Source organism: Acidovorax sp. GW821-FHT10A04, from assembly GCF_059415825.1.
This window is the reverse complement of the sequence record NZ_JBWKNZ010000005.1, coordinates 26,274-42,927: the sequence shown is the minus strand read 5'-3', so window position 1 is coordinate 42,927 and position 16,654 is coordinate 26,274. Positions and strand designations below refer to the sequence as shown.

At 66.3% G+C, this 16,654-nt stretch carries 14 protein-coding genes; all 14 read left to right on the top strand.

Annotated elements, in window-relative coordinates; all coding sequences use genetic code 11:
• The first annotated feature begins 5 nt into the window (after nt 1-5).
• Nucleotides 6-1,181: a Gfo/Idh/MocA family protein gene (locus AC07PF_RS12395; RefSeq protein WP_494612059.1), complete on the top strand. Its 1,176-nt coding sequence runs from the start codon at nt 6-8 to the stop codon at nt 1,179-1,181.
• 22 nt (nt 1,182-1,203) lie between these two features.
• Nucleotides 1,204-1,767 (top strand): sugar O-acetyltransferase, encoded by a 564-nt coding sequence (locus tag AC07PF_RS12390; protein ID WP_494612058.1) that lies wholly within the window; start codon nt 1,204-1,206, stop codon nt 1,765-1,767.
• 111 nt (nt 1,768-1,878) lie between these two features.
• Nucleotides 1,879-3,429 (top strand): methyl-accepting chemotaxis protein, encoded by a 1,551-nt coding sequence (locus AC07PF_RS12385; protein ID WP_494612057.1) that lies wholly within the window; start codon nt 1,879-1,881, stop codon nt 3,427-3,429.
• A gap of 590 nt (nt 3,430-4,019) precedes the next feature.
• The gene (locus AC07PF_RS12380; RefSeq protein ID WP_007849251.1) at nt 4,020-4,862 is read left to right on the top strand and encodes a prepilin-type N-terminal cleavage/methylation domain-containing protein; all 843 of its coding nucleotides are present in this window, start codon (nt 4,020-4,022) and stop codon (nt 4,860-4,862) included.
• A gap of 21 nt (nt 4,863-4,883) precedes the next feature.
• The gene (locus tag AC07PF_RS12375) at nt 4,884-5,720 is read left to right on the top strand and encodes a type II secretion system protein (protein WP_007849248.1); all 837 of its coding nucleotides are present in this window, start codon (nt 4,884-4,886) and stop codon (nt 5,718-5,720) included.
• Nucleotides 5,721-5,783: 63 nt separating this feature from the next.
• A complete protein-coding gene (locus tag AC07PF_RS12370; RefSeq protein WP_494612056.1) occupies nt 5,784-6,710 on the top strand; it encodes a type II secretion system protein in 927 nt (308 codons plus the stop codon).
• A complete protein-coding gene (locus AC07PF_RS12365; protein WP_494612055.1) occupies nt 6,711-7,214 on the top strand; it encodes a hypothetical protein in 504 nt (167 codons plus the stop codon). It abuts the gene before it with no gap.
• Nucleotides 7,211-8,527 (top strand): hypothetical protein, encoded by a 1,317-nt coding sequence (locus tag AC07PF_RS12360; RefSeq protein ID WP_494612054.1) that lies wholly within the window; start codon nt 7,211-7,213, stop codon nt 8,525-8,527. The genes AC07PF_RS12365 and AC07PF_RS12360 overlap by 4 nt, the downstream gene beginning before the upstream one ends.
• The gene (locus AC07PF_RS12355; RefSeq protein ID WP_494612053.1) at nt 8,524-9,123 is read left to right on the top strand and encodes a hypothetical protein; all 600 of its coding nucleotides are present in this window, start codon (nt 8,524-8,526) and stop codon (nt 9,121-9,123) included. The genes AC07PF_RS12360 and AC07PF_RS12355 overlap by 4 nt, the downstream gene beginning before the upstream one ends.
• 135 nt (nt 9,124-9,258) lie before the next feature.
• Nucleotides 9,259-11,082 carry a pilus (MSHA type) biogenesis protein MshL gene (mshL, locus tag AC07PF_RS12350; protein ID WP_494612052.1) on the top strand — a complete coding sequence of 608 codons (1,824 nt, stop codon included), beginning with the start codon at nt 9,259-9,261 and terminating at the stop codon, nt 11,080-11,082.
• On the top strand, nt 11,079-12,041 hold the full coding sequence (locus AC07PF_RS12345) for a tetratricopeptide repeat protein (RefSeq protein WP_494612051.1): 963 nt from the start codon (nt 11,079-11,081) through the stop codon (nt 12,039-12,041). Before mshL ends, AC07PF_RS12345 begins: the two co-directional genes overlap by 4 nt.
• Nucleotides 12,038-13,597, top strand: a complete 1,560-nt coding sequence (locus tag AC07PF_RS12340) for an ExeA family protein (protein ID WP_494612050.1) — start codon at nt 12,038-12,040, stop codon at nt 13,595-13,597. Before AC07PF_RS12345 ends, AC07PF_RS12340 begins: the two co-directional genes overlap by 4 nt.
• Entirely contained in the window at nt 13,581-15,323 is a 1,743-nt protein-coding gene (locus tag AC07PF_RS12335) for a GspE/PulE family protein (RefSeq protein WP_494609508.1), read from the top strand. Before AC07PF_RS12340 ends, AC07PF_RS12335 begins: the two co-directional genes overlap by 17 nt.
• Before the next feature lie 22 nt (nt 15,324-15,345).
• A complete protein-coding gene (locus tag AC07PF_RS12330) occupies nt 15,346-16,623 on the top strand; it encodes a type II secretion system F family protein (RefSeq protein ID WP_494612049.1) in 1,278 nt (425 codons plus the stop codon).
• The last annotated feature ends 31 nt before the right edge of the window (nt 16,624-16,654 follow it).

Below are 16,654 nucleotides of genomic sequence, written 5' to 3'. Positions count from 1 at the left end.
ATTCCATGTCCTCTGAACGCAAGCTGCGCTACGCCATGGTGGGCGGCGGCAACGGCGCCTTCATCGGCGCCGTGCACCGCAAGGCCATGGCGCTGGACGGGCAGTTCGAGCTGGTGGCCGGCGCGCTCTCGTCCTCGCCCGACCGGGCCCGCGCCTCGGGCGCCGCCCTGGGCCTGGCCGACGACCGCAACCACGGCAGCTGGCAGGACCTGCTGGCCGACGAACTGCGCCGCCCGCCGGGCGAGCGCATCGACCTGGTGAGCATCGTCACCCCCAACCATGTGCACCACCCGGTGGCCCTGGCCTTCGTGCAGGCGGGCTTCCACGTGGTGTGCGACAAGCCGCTGGTGCACACCAGCGCCCAGGCCGATGAGCTGGTGGCCGCCGTGCGCCAGGCCGGCACCGTGTTCGGCGTGACCTACAACTACACCGGCTACCCCCTGGTGCGCGAGGCGCGCCACCTGGTGCAAAGCGGCGCCCTGGGCACGCTGCGCAAGATCACCGTCGAATACAACCAGGGCTGGCTGGCCACGGCGGTGGAAGAGGGCGGTGCCAACAAGCAGGCCGACTGGCGCCTGGACCCCGCACGCAGCGGTGCCGCAGGCACCATGGGCGACATTGGCTCGCATGCCGAGAACCTGGCTGCCACCGTGACCGGCATGGAGCCCGAATGGCTGTGCGCCGACCTTACCGCCTTCGGCGCGGGCCGCCGGCTCGACGACGACACGCAGATGCTGCTGCGCTATGCCAATGGCGCACGTGGCGTGATCGTGGCGTCGCAGGTGGTCGCAGGGCTGGAGAACGACCTGCGCCTGCAGGTCTCGGGCACCCTGGGCACCATCACTTGGCGCCAGGAGGACCCCAACCACCTGGTGCACTCCCCGGTGGACGGGCCGCGCCGCATCCTCACGCGCGGCGCGCCCTGGCTCAGCCCGTCGGCGCTGCGCGCGGGCCGCATCCCCTCGGGCCACCCCGAGGCCTTCATCGAGGCCTTTGCCAACGTCTATCTGGGCGTGGCCGCCGACATCCGCGCCCATGCCTCAGGCCAGCCGGCCGACCCGTTGGCGGCCGACTACCCGCGCGTGGAAGACGGCGCGCGGGGCGTGCGCTTCATCGAGCGGGTGATCGAGTCTGCGCGCAGCGAACGCAAGTGGACGGCCCTGGCCGGCGCGAGGGCTTGAGCGCCGGGGCCAGAATGGCCCCATGACCTCTTCTGAAAAAAGCAAGATGATTGCCGGCGCCCTGTACCAGGCCGCCGACCCCGAACTGGTGGCCGATCGCCTGCGTGCCCGCCAGCTGTGCCATGCCATCAACCACGCCAGGCCCGAGGCGGCGGGCGAACTGCAGTCCCTGCAGGCGCAACTGCTGCCCGGCCAGCCTGCCAGCGTGCAGATCACGCCGCCTTTCCACTGCGACTACGGCTACAACATCACGCTGGGCGAGGGCGCGTACTTCAACTTCAACTGCGTGGTGCTCGACGGCGCGCCGGTGCGCATCGGCGCGCGCACCCTGTGCGCTCCCGGCGTGCAGATCTACACCGCATCGCACCCCCTGTCGCCCGCCGAGCGCGCCACCGGCATCGAACTGTGCCTGCCCGTGACCATTGGCGAGGACGTCTGGATCGGCGGCGGCGCCATCATCTGCCCCGGGGTGACCATCGGCGACGGTGCGGTGATCGGCGCGGGCAGCGTGGTCACGCGCGACGTGCCGCCCCGCGTTCTCGCGGCGGGCAACCCGTGCCGGGTGATTCGCAAACTGCTGCAGTAGGTCATTACAAAATGGCACATTTACCGCTTATGAACTATATTGATTCGAGCGCTGTTCCCTGAGCCCCTGCGTGCAGGGGGCTCTTCACGTCCACCTTTTCAGGAGACGAGCATGCCCCTGTCGAATCTGCGTGTCGGTTTGCGTCTGGGCCTGGGTTTTGGCCTCTTGCTGCTGCTGGTGCTGGCCATGGGCCTGTTCGCGGTGAACCGGGTCAACCGGGTGCAGGGCAGCGTGGTCGATCTGGCCACCAACTGGCTGCCGAGCACGCAGCAGCTTGCAGGCCTGAACGAGGCGCTCAACCAGATGCGCCGGGCCGAACTGCAGATGATGCTGGGCGGCGACGCCAAGACCATCCAGGACGAAAGCGCGCGCATCGACAAGCAGTGGACCCTGGTGCCCAAGCTGCTCGAGGCCTATGCGGGCACGCTCTCGGATGGAGAAGAAAGGCAGCTCTTCGAGGCCTTCAAGACCACCGTGGGCCGCTACAAGGACACCCAGGGCAAGCTGCTGGCCCTGCTGCGCGAGGGCAAGACCGACGACGCCATGGCCTACCTGCGCGGCGACTCGCGGGTTGCCTTCCGCTCCACCACCGATGCCATCGGCAAGCTGGGCACGGTGAACGACGCGGGCGTGGAGCAGGCCAATGTGGCCGGTGCGCAAAGCTACCGCACCGTGCTGTGGGGCATCTGGCTCATGATGGTGGCCGCGCTGGCCATGGGGGCGGCGGTGGGCTGGCTGCTGACGCGTTCGCTCACCGTGCCGCTGAGCTTTGCGGCCAGCACTGCCGACCGCATTGCCGATGGCGACCTGACTGGCGAGTTGCGCTCCACGCGTGGCGACGAGCTGGGCGACCTGCTGCGGGCGCTGGCGCGCATGCAGGGGGCGCTCAATGCGTCGGTGAGTGATGTGCGGCGCAGTGCCGACAGCATTGCCGTGGCCAGCCAGGAAGTGAGCAGCGGTGGCCACGACCTGTCGGTGCGCACCGAGGCTGCGGCGGCCAGCATCGAGCAGACCTCGGCCGCGCTGCAGCAGGTAACCGATACCGTGCGCCAGAGCTCGGCGTCGGCCCAGCAGGCGCACCAACTGGCCTCGGCCGCGTCGGAGGTGGCGGTGGCGGGCGGCGAGGTGGTGGCCCGCGTGGTGAGCACCATGGACGGCATCCAGACCTCCTCGCGCAAGATAGGCGACATCATCGGTGTCATCGATGGCATTGCGTTCCAGACCAACATCCTGGCGCTCAATGCGGCCGTGGAGGCTGCCCGCGCGGGCGAGCAGGGGCGCGGTTTCGCCGTGGTGGCCACGGAGGTGCGCACCTTGGCACAGCGCAGCGCACACGCTGCCCGTGAGATCAAGCAATTAATCGTGAGCTCGGTGGACCAGGTCGAGGGCGGTGCCAGGCTGGTGGGCGAGGCGGGCCAGACCATGGACAAGGTGGTGGGCTCGGTGCAGCGCGTGAGCAGCCTCATCGGTGAGATCGCCAGCGCCATCGAGGAGCAGAGCCAGAGCGTGGTCGAGGTGAACACCGCCATCTCGCAACTCGACGGCATGACGCAGCAGAACGCCGCACTGGTGGAGCAGTCGGCCGCGGCATCGGAGTCGCTGCGCGACCAGGCCGGGCGCCTGACCGAGGTGGTGGCGCGCTTTCGCCTCAAGGGCGCCTGACCGCGCAGGCGCGGGGACAGGTTCTTAGGGCCTTGCCACCAGACCGCTGCGAACCTCTTCTGGCCAGGGAGTTCCTCCTTCGCCTGTTGTTCGGCGCCTTTGCACAGGCCTGTATCCCGGGCCTCTGACAAGAGGCTCTTTCCCTTTCGCATGGCCTGTGCAACAGGCTGCATGCGGTGTCGCGCATCCCCCATTTTTGAATCGCGCAGGTGCTTACCAGATTTTTTGGCGCGACCAGGTCGATTCACTGTGCAAATGCGATAGATAAAATATATCAAAAAAAGTACTTATTTGTTTCTTTTGTGTTTCGTTGTCTCTCTAATACATAAGCACTATGGCCAATTGCCAGGCGATGGGGGATGCTTCGCTACCGCTTCGAGAGATCTGAAAAAAACCTGTTCTTCCTTGGATTTGCCTATGAAAAAAGCCTTTTTCAACAGTGCAGGCCAGTGCGATCGGGGTTGAAAAAACGGCCAGAAACCACCCAAACGATGGATTGTTTTTTTCTTGACTTCAGTTAGGCATTGTTTACAGTCGTTACATTCAGCAATCTTTTTTTTGTATGCCTTTTTTCAACGCCTGAGGACACCATGCGACCATTTTTTTCCGTCCTGCCTTCGCGGCGCAAACATGGCTCGGCCGGCCAAAAGGCTGCACAGGGGGGCTTCACCCTGGTGGAACTGGCGGTCGTTTTGGCCGTCATCGGCCTGATCATCGGTGCCGTCGCCATCGGCAAGGACGTGCAGCGCAACGCCGAGTACACCAAGATCAAGAACAAGTTCATTGACCAGTGGGAGCAGGCCTACAACCAGTACTACCAGCGCACGGGCGTGGTGGTGGGTGATAGCCAGGTGGCGCCACGGATCATGGTCAACGGCACTGCCTTTGGCACGGTGGCGGTGCCTGCCGTTGCACCTTTGTCTGGCGGCGACATGAGTCTTGCTGCTGTCAATGCACCGGCGCCTGTCTGCGAGCGTGCTCCCGTGGCGGACGTGCGTGCCGGTGCCGTTGCAGGCCAGCTTCGTACCCTGATGACCCAGGCCGGGGTGCGTTTGCCCCCAGGCCGTGCTGAGGGCCAGGAAGACCTGTACGTCTACACCGATACCAATGGCAACCCCCAGGAAATCCAGATCTGCTTCCAGTGGAACAAGCCATCGACGGCTGCCGGTTCGGGCAACGTGATGGTGATCTCTGGCCTGACGCCTGACCTGGCCCGCATGCTGGACCAGATGATCGACGGCAAGCCCGATGAGCAGGAAGGGCGCTTCCGCAGGCAGGGTATCGCCAACGGCACACCCAACCAGCCGGGCCTGCAATGGATTGTCAATAACACCTCCGGGCAGGGCGCCGTACCCGCCGCACCGGCGGACGGCAATTCGCGCGATGAAGAGCAGGTCATCACGCTGACCGCCATCTACAAGATGAACCAGTAAGCCGCGCCAGGGAACACCATCATGAAAAACTTCTTCAAGAAACCCCAACGTGGCCTGCGCTCGGCGCGCCAGCAAGGCTTCACCCTCGTCGAACTGGCGGTCGTTCTGGCCGTCATCGGCCTGATCATCGGTGCTGTCGCCATCGGCAAGGATGTGCAGCGCAATGCCGAGTACACCAAGATCAAGAACAAGTTCATCGACCAGTGGGAGCAGGCGTACAACCAGTACTACCAGCGCAACGGCGTGGTGCTGGGCGATAGCCAGACGGCTCCGCAAAACATGGTCAACGGCGCTGCATTCATCGCTGCCGCCGCCAAGCCTGGCGATGTCCGGTCCGGCCGCGATATGACTGGAGCGACGGCTCCATCGGCCATTTGCCGAGGTGCAAAGGGCCAGAACATGACCCGCGCTTTCGATACGGATGTGAACCGTGATCTGCGCACGCTGATGACACGTGCCGGTGTCCGGATGCCCCCAGGCCGTGCCGAAGGCCTCGAAGACCGTTATGTATACCTCGACAGCAACGGCAATCCCCAGGAAATCCAGGTGTGCTTCCAGTGGAACAAGCCGATGGCTACTGGTGCGGGCGTCGGTGATGTGGGGGATGGGGCGGGTAACGTCATGGTGATCACCGGCCTGACACCTGACCTGGCCCGTTCGCTGGACCAGATGATCGACGGCAAGCCCGATGAGCGCGAAGGCCGCTTCCGCCGGGAGGGTGTTCTGAACGGTACCCCCAATGTGCCTGGTCAGGAATGGAACCGCACCAACCGCGACAAGATCGGCACCAACAACAACGAGAGCCTGGACGAAGACCAGGTGGAAATCGTCACCGCCATCTACCGCATGAACCAGTAACTGGTAGCAGCCTTGCTACCGCTTTTCTCACAACCCATCACTCACACCTCGTCGGAGATTTCGATGAAACAGATGCAATCGTTTCGCAAGCTCGGCCGCAAGGTCCAGCAAGGTTTCACCCTGGTCGAGTTGGCCATCGTGCTGGCCGTCATCGGCCTGATCATTGGTGCCGTGGCCATTGCCAAGGACGTGCAGCGCAATGCCGAGTACCAGAAGGCGATCAACAAGTTCGCCTACCAGTGGAAGATGTCCTACGACCAGTACTACCAGCGCACCGGTGTGGTGGTGGGCGATTGCCAGCAGGCCCCCACGTACATGATTGATGGTTCTGAAACTTCGATCAACAACAGCAATGCCTGCGCCCGTGCCGGCTCCATGGCCGTGCCCGGCATCCCCGCCAGTTTCACCAACCGCGGGGCCAAGATCTGCGCTGGGCAGGGCTATGCGGCAGACACCGTCGGCCAGGGCGACAAGGCGCTGGCAGGCCTGAACCTGCGAACGCTGATGACCCAGGCCGGTGTGCGCATGCCTCCCGGCCGTGGTGAAGGGCACGAAGACCGATTCCTGTACATCGACTCCAACGGCAACCCTGCCGAGCTGCAGGTCTGCTTCCAGTTCAACGACGCTGGCGTGGCCAGTGGCGCTGGCAACGTGATGGTGATCCGCGGCCTCACGCCCGACCTGGCGCGCTATATGGACCAGGTGATCGACGGCAAGCCCGATTCCCGCGAAGGTCGCTTCCGTATCCAGGGCCGTCCGGCCCACCAGACCGCCTCGACGGAAGCGAATGCGCCTGGTACCCAGTGGGAGGCGAACAACACCCAGGGCGTGGCCATCAATGTGGCTGGCAACAGCACCCAGATGAACACCAGCGACACGCGCCCGGCGGTGATCAACGCGGCCGGTAACGCCGGCGGTACGACGGATGGCCGCAAGCTGGACGAGGACCAGGTCATCCTGCTGACCGCCCACTGGATCATGGAGCAGTAATTGAACGGCGCTCGTACCGTCAAGCTCGGGGCCCTGGCCCTGGCCACCGCCTTGCTGGCGGGTGGCGCCTGGCTGGCGCACAGTGGGCTCAAGCGTCTGGCGTTCGAGCGCCAGCAGGCGGCCCAACTGCGCCAGAGCCTGGACAGCGCCCGCAGCCTCATGCCCGAGGTGGAGCAGCGCGAGCGCCTCGTGCAGTCGCTCAAGCAGGTGGCGCAGCAGGTAGACCGCCTGGGGTTCGACCCCGCGCAGTGGGGCGAGCGCAAGCTGCGCCGCACGACCGGGCCCGCCACCCGCGTGGAGGCTGCGCAGTTCCTGGGCGAGCTCGGCCGCGGCGGCGCGGGATCCATCTTCGTTGCCGATCTCTTCGAGGTCGCCACCCTGTCACCCGAAACGGGTCTTTTCCAGATGCCGCAACCGGGTGACAAGGGACTGACGCTGGGTGCCAGCGGAACGCTCTACTTCCAGACGGTTTCCGTCGCCCCACCGCCCAGGACGATGCCATGAGCGCTGCCGCCGAACATGTTTACCGCGTCGCCAATGCCGGGTGGGTGCATTGCCATGGCCACCAGGCGCAGGATGTGCCTGCCTGGCCCCGGCTCACGCACACCGCGCTGGTGGTGCTGGACCTCGACGACGTCTTCACCGATGTCTGGCGTTTCGAGGGCAAGTCCGAATACGCCACGGCGCTGATCGAAAAGCGCGTGCGCACGCAGGGCCTGGTGGAGGGCTCGGCCCACATCATCATGCACCGCTTGGTCAAGGTGCCCGGTGGCTTCCAGGCCTTCTTCTCTGCCGTGTCGCTGGACCTGTGGCAGCGCAGCTCGCAGTGGGCGCAGGAGCAGAACGACCACTGCCTGGTGATGACCACCGGTGGCCTGCTGTGCAATGGCGTGGACGTGGGCCAGGCGCGCCTGCTGCTCTCGCAGCGCCGCCTGATGTGCTTTGCCCAGAGCGAAGAGGGCATGGTGTTCGCGTCTACCCAGGCGCTGGGTTCGGGCGCGTCGGCCATGACCAGCTCTGCCCAGGTGCTGGTGGCCAACCAGAGCGCGCTGCTCAGCCGCCTGGGGCCCGATGCGGTGGAGTGGGGGGCCTTGTGGAGCACCCAGCCCGCCGATGGTGAGATCTGTGTTGCAGCCTTGCAAGGGGTGCTGGGTAGCGCACCGGTGGTGATGCAGGCAGCGGAGCTCTCGTTGGCTGGCGAACGCGTGCAGACGGTGATGCCCGCGCTGGCGCGCGACGCTGCTGGCCGGCATGCCCTCAATCCCTTGGCAGAGCGCGTGGCCTGGCGTGCGGAGCGCTGGGTGGCATCGATCACTGCGCTCACTGCAGTGGTCGGAGCGGCCTTGGTTGCCTTGGGTGCATTCACCAGCCAGCAGGCCGACGCCCAGCGCGACGAAGGTCAGAGCCAGCGCGCGCAGCTCGCGGCAATGCAGCAACGCATCCAGGCGGTGAGCACCATTCAGGCCCCGCAGCAATTGCTGCCGGTGGCGGACTTTTCACGCACGCTGGACGAGGGCGCCCGCTACGACCCCATGGCCTTCCTGGCCGTGCTCAAGGCCTCCACGGGCAGTGACATCCGCATCGTGCGTGTGAAGCTGGAGGCGACCCAGCAGAACCAGAACCCGAACCGCGCGCGGGCCTTCCGAGTGGATGGCGTGGTCGCACCCGGCGCCTCAGCATCGGTGACCCGCTGGATGAGCCTGATGTCCGCAGCCGGCTGGACGCTAAAGGCATTGGACCCCGCCGAGCCGTCCCAAGGCGCTTTCTCCTATGAACTGGTTGCCAAGGCTGCCGCACCCGGGAACATGAAACCATGAAATACGCAGCACTGCTCTTGAATGTAGTTGCCGTCGCATTGCTCGGATGGGCGATGTACGGCGTGGTGCAACTGGTCCAGGCCCGCACGCCCAACGTGCGTCCGCCAGAGATGTCGCTGGCGGCCCTGCCCGAAGCGCTGCGCACCGACCAGACGCGCGTGGCCGAGGCTTTCGACGCCATGGCCCGCATCCAGAAACAGGCCGCCAGCCGGGGCGTGGACCCGCAAACCCTGATCGCGCTGCCCGCGCCGGGACGCGAAATCGTCGGCAGCGTGCAGATGCCCGCGCGCTCGATGTCGCTGCACCTGGACAACCTGGCCGCGGAAACCCAGTCCGTCGTGATCGACGACCGCCTGGCCCGCCAGGGTGCGCGCTTGCCCGAAGGCGGCCGTATCACCAAGGTGGAGCCCAACCGGGTCGTGATCTCCGAACGCCTGGGCCGCCAGACGCTGACCTTGCCCGAGGTCGGGCTGCGGGTGGGAACGCTGCGCTGGCCCGATGGTTCGCTGGCGAGCATCAGCAGCCAGCAGTTCAAGGCCGGTGTGCCCGGGACAGCCCCGGACAACGTCCAGGGCCCCATCAGGAGCTTGCCGTGATGAACGCAGGCAAGGCCGTGTCCCTGTTCTGCTGTGGCTTGTGGATTTACCCGGCCGCCTGAATTTCGCGCGCAGAAGAACGAACCCATTTTCAAGAAATCCATGACTCACCCAAGCGGTGCCAAGGACAGCGATATGACCCATCCTCCGATCTTCAAGCCCCTGGCCCTGGTGTGTGCCGCGCTCATTCTCAGTGGGTGCGCCAACAATCCGCCGCGCAGTGCCTCCAGCCTGCCCGCGCCGGACACCGAAGCCGCTGACCGGATGCGTGAAAACGCCGTGCAGGAGGCCAAGCGTCTGCTGGAACACCAGCAACTGCTGCTGGCGGAGCTGAACAGGCCCGCCCCAGCACCGGTGATCGCACCGATGGCACCCGTGTTCGATCCCCTCGAAGGCAAGTTGATCAACGTGGCCATGTCCAAGGCCAGCATCAGTCAGATCCTGGGGGCGTTTGCCGATGCCGGCAACCTCAACCTGATCGTGGACCCCAACGTGCTGCGCGGCGGTCAACTGGCCGACATGTACCTGCGCCAGGTGACCCTGCGCGAAGGCTTCAACGAAGTCATGCGCACCTACGATGTGGCGGGCGAGTTCCGCGGTAACACGCTGCGGGTGAGCCTGACCGAGGAAAAGTTCTTCTCGCTCAACTTCCTGAACACCAAGTCCAGCATCCAGATGGGGTCGGGCGGCAATGTGTTCGGCAGCAGCAATGGCGGCGGCGGTGGGAGCAGCGGCGGAGGCGGTGGTGGCTCCAGCGGCGGCTCGGGCGCCCAGCAGGGCAGCCTCACCATGTCGGGTTCCGGCGGCAGCTCTGCCGATCCCTACGCCGACGTGGCCAGCGCGCTCAAGGCCCTTCTGGAAGACGATGTCAAGGACCGGCTGGAACAGCAGCAGCAAGGCGCAAACGTCCAGGCGCCGGGCTATACCCCTACCACGCCCTCTGCCTGGACAGGGACGCCACCCCCCAACGGAACCGGCGCGTCGAACGTGGCCCGGGGTTCCGGGGCACAAGGCCCGTCGGTGACCACAATCAAGGAAGAGGGCGGTTTCACACTGAACCCGCAGACCGGCACGCTCTACGTCAAGGCGCGCCCGTCCAAGATGCGTACGGTGGAAAAGATGCTGGCCCAGATCCACAAGGTGCTGGGCAAGCAAGTCTATGTCGAGGCACAGCTGATCGACGTGCAACTGGGTGACAATTTCGAGTTCGGCGTGGACTGGACTTCGCTGCGCAGCCGCCTGGCCACGGGCTTCGGCTCCTCGCCTATGCAACTGGGCGGCAGCAACGGCACGCTGCCCAACGCGGGCAACGGCTACCCTGCACGCGCCATCTCGATCCCTGCCGCGCTTATCGGCAGCCTGACCGGTCCTGCCTTCGGCGCGTCCTACCAGGGCAGCAACTACGGCATCGTGATCAACGCGCTGCGCGCCTTCGGCAACCTCAAGGTGCTGTCCAATCCCAACGTGCAGGTGCGCAATGGCACGCCGGCACTGCTGTCGGTGGGCACCAGTTCGCGCTACGTATCGCAATCGGCCTCCACCCAGACGGTACCCGGTGGCGGCGCATCCACCACATCGTCGAGCGTGCAGACCGATACGGTGTTTTCGGGCGTGATGGTCGGCGTGCTGCCCATGGTGCGCGAAGACGGCCGCATCGAGCTGCTGCTCAACCCGATGCAGAGCGATGTGGATCCGGCCAGTCTGCAGCTGGTGGCGGTGGGGGGCGAGAACCTCATTTCGCTGCCCAAGGTCAGCTACAAGGGCCTGACAACCACGCTCAATGTCGGTGATGGCGACGTGGTTGTGGTGGGCGGGCTGATCGACCAGCGCAACTCCAACAACGACCGTGGTGCCCCAGGTGTTTCCGACGTGCCGCTGCTGGGCAAGTTGTTCGGCAACGAGAACAAGGTACACAACAGCCGTGAGCTGGTGATCGTTCTGCGGGTGCGTGTGCTATGAGCCTCATCCACGACGCACTGAAATCCATGGACGCGCCTGCCGCGCCGGCCCCTGCTGCGCCCGCAGTGGCGGTGGCACGGCCACGCGCAGCCACCGCTCCGCGCGGCGGTCGCCCTGCATGGCTCGACGGTGCACTGGCCTTCGCCATCGTGGTGGCGGCCGGTGGGCTGGGCTGGGTGTACTGGCAAAGCCAGAGGCAACCCGCGCCCCTGCCACCACCCGTGGCAGCGGCTGCCGCACCGACCCCGCAGATGGCACCGCTGCCCCAGGCCGAAGTGCCTGCCGCAGCTGCGGCCACCGCGGTGGTGGATGCGCCTGCGGCGAGCGCACAACCCGTGGCAGCCACGGCGGTCGCCACGCCGGCCCCGGCGCCCCAGGCCATTGCAACGGCACCTTCCGTGCCCGCACCCGCGGTGCAAGCGGCGGCAGTCGTTGCTGCCCCTGCGCCCGCTGTCGTGACACAGGCCGCCACCGGCCAGACCGATGTCCGTCCGGCAATGCCTCGTCCCGCTGCAGCACCGCGCCCCGCCCGCACACCCCGTGCCGAGGTCCAGCCTGCGCAGGTACAAGCGCCCGCGCCCGTGGTGGACGATACGCCTGTGGAGTTGCGCTTTGCGCGCTTCGTGGCTGCCATGAGGAACAATCAGCCTGCCGACGCCGAGCGAGAGCTGTCGGCCCTCAAGGCGCGGCTGCCCGCTGGCTCCCTGGGACTGATCCGTGCCCAGGCCTGGTTCGATCTGCGCGCCGGCAACGATGCGGCCGCTGCCGAGCAGTACCGCGCCATCCTGGACCGCATGCCCGGCGATGAAGAAGCCGCCATCAACCTGGCCAGCATCCACAGCCGCAAGGGCAAGCCCGAGGAAGCGCGTGCGACGCTGGACACGGCACTGCGCCTGTCCCCCGACTCTGCCGCACTGCGCTCGGCCCTGGCCCAGTTCACACCCAATGCCCGCCAATGAGCATCAGCCCTGTCTACGCGACCTTGGGTCTGTCGCGCAATCCCTTCCCTCCCACGCCGGACGCGGGGTCGTACTTCTTTACGCCCCGATTGGAAGAGGATTTCGCGGAGGTCGCGCATTGCATCGAGGCACGCAAGGGCTTCGTGCTGCTCACTGGCGAAGTGGGCCTGGGCAAGAGCACGATGGTGCGGCGCCTGCTCGATACCCTCAGGGACAAGAACTGCCGCTCGGCCCTGATCCTGAACACCTTCCTGCAGGACAGCGCACTGCTCTCGGCCATCCAGAGTGACTTTGGCCTGCCGCCCAGCGACTCGGTGGAGCAGGGCCTGGCCCGGTTGACGGAGTTTCTGATCGAGCGCCACCAGGCCGATGAAACCAGCCTGCTGGTGATCGATGATGCGCAGAACCTGAGCGTGCAGTCGCTTGAACTCGTGCGCCTGCTGTGCAACCTCGAAACAGGGCAGGAAAAGCTGCTGCAGATCCTGTTGGTGGGCCAGCCCGAGCTCGAAGAGACCCTGGCCACACCCGAGCTGCGCCAGCTCAAGAGCCGCATCGTCAAGCATGCCCGCCTGTCGGGCCTGCAAAAGGACGAAATGCCCCGGTATTTCGACTTTCGCGTCAATGCGGCGGGGGCCGAAGGGCGCCTGTCCATCGAGCCCGCTGCCGTGGACGTCGTGCACCGCGTGACGCAGGGCAATCTGCGCCAGATCCACCTGGTGCTGGACCGCTGCCTGTACGGTCTGGCCAGCACGCGCGGCTCGGTGATCACCGAGGCGCTGGTACAGCGGGCCGTATCGGACATGCCCGCCCTGGGCGATGACGCCGCCACGATCGCTGCCGCCGTCGCCGTCGCACGCCCGCGCCGCCGTTGGGCCTGGATCGCTGCCGGCCTAGCGGCTGGAACCACGGCCACCGTGGCCCTGGCCAGCTGGGGGCTGTCGTCGTCTGGCGGCAGTGCTCCACCGGCGGCCGATAGCGCGGCAAGGGCACCCCAGGCTGTTGTACCCAAGGCCGAGTCCGATGCACCTGCTCCCATGGCGGCGCCCACGGCGCAGGCCCCTGCAGTGGCGCAGCCTGTGCCCGCCGTGGCCGCATCTGCTGCCGCCGAGCCTTCTTCCGTGGCTGCGGCCTCCGCGCCCGTGCCTTTGGCCGAAGCCACTCCCCGCATGGCCTGCGAAGCCCAGCTCAAGGCCGCCGCCACAGCCGACGACGTGCTGCAGGTGCAGCGCCTGCCGCAGCCCCATGCCGCCAATGCGCTCAAGGTCAGCCCCCGTGTCTGCCGGTTCACCGAAGGCAAGGATGCCTGGGTGGCGTGGCTCGGCCGCAGCGAGGCGCGCCACATCCTGGCAGCCCAGCAGGCCACGCGCAGCGTGCAGATCAAGCTCAAAAGTATGGGCCTGCTGGATGCGCGCGAGCTGGACGATGGCTTCTTCGGCTCCAAGACGGGGGAGGCGCTCGCCCGCTTTCAGCAGCAAAACGGTCTGGTCCCCACGGGCAAGCCAGACGACCTGACCTTCTTTATTTTGGAGCAGCATCCGCATGTATCCGCCCGCTGACACCGTGATGGACAACGCCAGTCTCGATTTGCCGCCCGGCGCTTCTGCGGTGGAGCGTCTGGCTGCCCTGCAGGAGAAAAGCCCCTCCCTGGGCTCCGCCCTGGTGAGCGCCGGCGTCGTCTCGCCTGTGGCGATCGACTACGTGCTGCAAAAACAGAAGATCGAGAAGGTGCCCATGGGCAACCTGCTCGTGGAACTGGGTTTTGCCAGCGCCAACGAAGTGGCACGCCAGCTGGCCGGCCAGCGCGGGCTGATGTTCATCAACGCGGCCGAGATGCCCGAGCCCGACCCGGCCGTGGCCGCGGTCTTCAACCGTTCGCTGTGCCTGACCTACGGCTTCTTGCCCGTGCGCGAGCACGAAGGCCAGATCGAGGTGGTGCTGGGCGATGCCCAGCCCGACGCCGTGCGCGAACTGGTGCTGCGCAAGCTGGGCAAGTCCTGCCATTTCTTCCAGGGCGAGTTCGACAGCGTGGCCCAGGCCATCCAGCAGCACTACTACTTTGCCGACAACCCGCCGACCCGTCTGGTCGAGAGCGAGGTGCGCAAGCTCGAAGCCGACATCGACCGCGCCTACAGCCCCGCCCGCCTGCTCGAGCACATGCTGCACCTGGCCGTGCGCGAGCGCGCCACCGACATCCACCTGGCGCCCACCGCGCGCAGCCGCTCGGTGCTGCTGCGCGTGGACGGCGTGCTGCGCCCCGTGTTCGCGCTGTCGCCCGCACTCGACCGCCTGGTGGTTTACGTCAAGCTGCAGGCCGACATGGACGCCAGCGAGCAGCGCCTGCCGCAGGACGGCAGCTTCACCGCGCAGGTGATGGAGCACAACTACACCATTCGCGTCTCCACGCTGATCTCCGAATTTGGCGAGCGCATGGTGCTGCGCCTGCTGCCCGAGCGCAGCAGCCTGGACAAGCTGGCCGACCTGGGCTTTCTGCAGGAAGACGTGGCCGTGATGGCCAAGGCGTTTTCCAAGCCGCACGGGCTGATCCTGATCACCGGCCCCACGGGCTCGGGCAAGAGCACCACGTTGCACGCCGCGCTGCGCATGCAGCCGCTGATCGAGCGCAACGTGCTCACAGTGGAAGATCCGGTCGAGTACCGCGTGCCCGTGGCCTGCCAGACTGAGGTGAACCGCCGCGCAGGCTATGAGTTCGCCAACGCCATGCGCCACTTCCTGCGGCACGACCCCGACATCATCCTGGTGGGCGAAATCCGCGATTCCGAGACCGCGCGTGCGGCCCTGGATGCATCGTCCACCGGCCACCTGGTGCTCTCCACCCTGCACGTGGGCAGCATCTTCGGTGTGATGCCGCGCCTGAAGCTGCTGGGCGTGGACACCGAGACCATCGCCGAAAACCTGGTCGCCGTGATCAACCAGCGCCTGGTGCGCCGCATCTGCCCGCACTGCGCCAAGCCCCGCCTGGCGACGGAGGACGAGCGCCGCTGGCTGGGCCTGACCAACCCCGACTCGGCGCCGCAGGTGTTCCACGGCGTGGGCTGCCACCACTGCCGTGACTCGGGCTACCTGGGCCGGCTGCCGGTGTACGAAATGCTGGTCGTCAACCGCGACCTGGCCGATGCCATCGCCTCCGACGCCACGCGTGCCGAGATTCGACAGCGTGCCATGGGGGCGGGCATGCGCCCCATCCTGACCCTGGCGCGCAACCGCGTGCTGGCAGGGGAGACCACCATGGACGAGATCCTGCGCACGGTAGGCGAGGACTGAACCGTTTCGGCGGACACGACCCATGGCCTCATCCCTCAATACCTACTACTACCGCGTGCTGCTGCCGCATGGCGGCGTGCGCTCGGGCCTGCTGCGCCTGGCGGTCAAGCGCGAGGTGTCGGTGCGCATGCGCATCGAGTCGGACACCGACGGTACGGTGCTCAGCCTGTTCCGCTTCCCGGGCTGGATGGCATTCTTCTCCGAGATGCTCATGCACCTGTTTCGCCGCCAGGTGCGCGGCGAAGACCTGGCGGGCTTCCTGCGCGACATGGGTCTCATGATGCGTGCCGGGGTGCCTGCTTTGGATGCGCTGCAGACCCTGGTGGACGAAAGTGACACCAGCGACAACCGTGCCATGGCCTATGTGGCGCGCAACATGCTGGACGACCTGAACGCTGGCGTGGGAATGACCGAGGCCTTCAACCGCCACCCCGACGTGTTCCCCGAGACCGTGCGCAATCTGGTCTCCATCGGCGACCAGACGGGTACGCTGGACCGCATGCTGGGTGAGGCGGCCGAGCACGTGGAACGCATGATCAACATCAAGCGCGACATCAAGACAGCGCTGATCTACCCGGCCTTCGTGTTCAGCACCATCATCGGCGTGGCGATCTTCTGGATCTACTACGTGGTGCCCAACATGGCCCGCCTCTTCAAGCAGATGCAGGCCAAGCTGCCACCCATCACCGAGGGCCTGGTGTCGTTCGCGAACATGCTCTCCACCCATCTGCCCTGGGTGCTGCTGGTCGTGGCCGTTGTGGTCATCGTCTTCACCGTGCTGTTCAAGCGTTCGGAAAGCTTCCAGCTGGCCACCTACAACCTGCTGCACCGCCTGCCGATCTCGCGCACGCTGCTGGTGTCTTCGGGCATGGCGCACATGACGGAGCACCTCTCCATCCTGGTACGGGCCGGGGTGGACCTGGTGTCCAGCCTGCGCATCCTGGGGCGTGCCACCAAGAACCGCTACTACCGCACCCGCCTGATCCAGGTGGCCGAATCGGTGTCGCGCGGCGAATCGGTGTCGTCGTCGATGCGGCGCGTGGGCGGGTTCCCGGCCATGGCCGTGCGCATGATCTCGGTGGGGGAGGAGTCGGGAAGCCTGGACCAGCAACTGGCCCATCTGGCCGAGGATTACCGCAAGCGCCTGGAAGTGGTGGTCAAGTCGCTGGCCGAAATCCTGAAACCCGTGATCATCCTGATTGCCGGTGCGTTGTTCCTGTTCCTGATCGTCGCGCTGCTGCTGCCGGTGTATGACCTGGTGCGGCAGTCGGTGGGGCACACCCTCGGGGGTGGGCAATGATGCGGTCGGCCGTTTTTTCGATCCTGGCGCG